A 2,345-nucleotide genomic window follows, 5' to 3' on the forward strand; every position below is an offset into this window, starting at 1 on the left:
GGCTACATGAAACCGAAGGGGACCCGCCTCCAGAGCAACGTCGGGAAGGCGCTCGACGCCGACCCGATGCTCGCCCGGGAGCTGCTGGGTCTGGACGCCGAGATGCACGAGATGGAGCCGGTGGTCTACTCCCCGACGTTCATCTCCGGCGCCATCCGCGGCGAGGAGGACGTGTCGGCGCTGCGTGACCGCGTGCGTGACGCCTTCGACGGGCTCGCCGAGGGGAAGGAGCTGATGGTCCTCGAGGGCGCCGGCGACCGCGACACGGGTGCGGCCGTCGACCTCACTGACGCCGACCTCGCGGAGCTACTGGAGGCCCGCGCGGTGGTGGTCGCCCGGTACGAGGAACCCGGCGACGTCGACCGCATCCTCACGGCCGCCGAGCAGTTCGGCGACCGCTGTCTCGGCGTCGTGTTCAACGCCGTCTCCAGCGCCGCGTACGACGAGGTCGAAACCGACGTGGTCCCGTTCCTCGAGTCACGCGACATCCCGGTTCTGGGCGTCCTCCCGTGGGAACGCTCCATGGCCGGCGTCTCGGTCGAAGACCTCACGAACGAACTCGGAGCCGAATCGCTCACTGACGCCGACACCGGCGCCCTCATCGAGCGCGTGCTCGTCGGGGCGATGAGCGGGGAGAGCGCGCTCACGCACTTCCGGCGCACGAAGGACGCCGCCGTCATCACGGGCGGGGACCGGGCGGACGTCCAAGCCGCGGCGCTGGACGCCCCCGGCGTCAACTGTCTCGTGCTCACCGGCGGGCACCGCCCCTCGGGCGCGATACTCGGCGAGGCCGAGGAGCAAGGGATGCCGGTGTTGACCGTCCAGACGGACACGATCACGACGATCGAGCGGATCGAGTCCCTGATCCACGGCGGCCGCGTGCGGGACGAAGCGACCGTCGAGCGGATGCAGGAACTGCTCCACGCCCACGCCGACGTGGACGCCATCCTCGACTGAGAAACGGACGGCGATCTCGGTTCGGTACCCCGCCGCCGGTCAGTTCACGTACTCGCCGACGCTCTCGACGATCTCGTCGGCGTCGTACTCGTCCTCGTCGATGTCGAAGACCCCGTCGCCGTCGACGCGAACTTGGAAAACGCCGCCGTCGCCGGTGACCAGCGACACGCGATCGACTTGCAGCCCGTACTCCTCGAGGATCGCCCCTTGCAGGTCCTGTGCTCGGTCGCGGTGGCCACACGGGACGCAGTACTCGATTTCGACGCTCGTCATGCCGTCTATTGCTACGGACCGTTCCGTGGTAAACCTACTCACCCCGGAAACCGATCACCGCGTGTGCCGGAGGCAGGCGGCCGACTGCCGCTCGTTCGTGGACCGGAGCACCGGGTCGTCGCGCTCACACGGCGTCGCGAACGCTTCGAGTCGGTCGAGCGCGCGCTCACGGTCGCCACCGAGCAGGTCGTCGATCGCGCCGTCGAGAACCGCCTCGGCGTCGTCGTCCGTGAGCGTCTCGGGAACGTCGTACGCCTCTCGGAGCGCCGTCGCCGTGTCGTGGCGCTCCGTGTCGATGTCGTCGTCCCGGAGCGCGAGTCGGAAGTCGAGCACCGCCCGGTACTCGCCGTCGTCGAACGCGTAGTCGTCGGGCGGGATGACCCGCGGGCAGCGCGGATGGAACGAACAGCCCGACGGCGGCTCGATCGGGTCGGGCACGTCCCCGCGGAGTTCGACCGTCCCGCCCCGGTTCCGCGGGTCCGGGTCCGGGATCGCGGCGAGCAGTCCCTCGGTGTAGGGGTGCTGTGGGTCCTCGAACAGCGCCTCCGTCGGCCCGATTTCGACGATCTCGCCGAGGTACATCACCGCGACGCGGTCACAGATCTGCCGCACCACGTCCAGATCGTGGCTGATCAGGAGGATGCCCAGATCGAGTTCGTCCCGGAGGTCCGCCAGCAGCGAGAGGATGTCCGCCTGGATGCTCACGTCGAGCGCGGAGACTGGCTCGTCGGCGACCAGCAGGTCCGGGTCGAGCACGAGCGCGCGGGCCAGCGCGATGCGCTGTTTCTGCCCGCCGGAGAACTCGTGGGGGTAGCGGTCGGCGTCGTCGGCCGAGAGCCCGATGCGTTCGAGCACGTCGGCGACGATCTCCCGCTGGCGCTCCTCGTCGCGCAGCCCGTGGGTCGCGAGCGGGTCGGCGATCGACTCGCCGACGGTCGCCTGCGGATCGAACGCGGAGTCGGGGTCCTGGAACACGACCTGTGCGTTCCGGCGGAACGCCTTCCGCTCGCTCCGGGACTGGTCGGCCACCGCCTCCCCCTGGAACCGGACCTCCCCGCCCGTCGGCTCCTCGAGGTGAAGCAGCGTCGTCGCCGCGGTGGGCTTCCCGCAGCCTG

At 70.1% G+C, this 2,345-nt stretch carries 3 protein-coding genes; 1 reads left to right on the forward strand and 2 read right to left on the reverse strand.

The window, feature by feature from the left end:
• Positions 1-957, forward strand: a 957-nt coding sequence (locus ACFR9S_RS05465) for a phosphotransacetylase family protein (protein ID WP_379818232.1), incomplete at its 5' end; no start/stop codon positions are given.
• 39 nt (positions 958-996) lie between these two features.
• On the opposite strand, the gene ACFR9S_RS05470 is transcribed toward ACFR9S_RS05465, so the two are convergent.
• Positions 997-1,230, reverse strand: a complete 234-nt coding sequence (locus ACFR9S_RS05470) for a SelT/SelW/SelH family protein (protein WP_379818233.1) — start codon at positions 1,228-1,230, stop codon at positions 997-999.
• Between the two features lie 54 nt (positions 1,231-1,284).
• The coding region (locus ACFR9S_RS05475) for an oligopeptide/dipeptide ABC transporter ATP-binding protein (RefSeq protein WP_379818234.1) at positions 1,285-2,345 on the reverse strand (1,061 nt) is incomplete at its 5' end.

This window comes from Halolamina salina (assembly GCF_042678005.1).
GTDB lineage: Archaea > Halobacteriota > Halobacteria > Halobacteriales > Haloferacaceae > Halolamina > Halolamina salina.

Excerpts from the sequence above, each read along its gene's own strand:
- ACFR9S_RS05470 (WP_379818233.1), bottom strand. The coding sequence starts at position 1,230 with ATGACGAGCGTCGAAATCGAGTACTGCGTCCCGTGTGGCCACCGCGAC.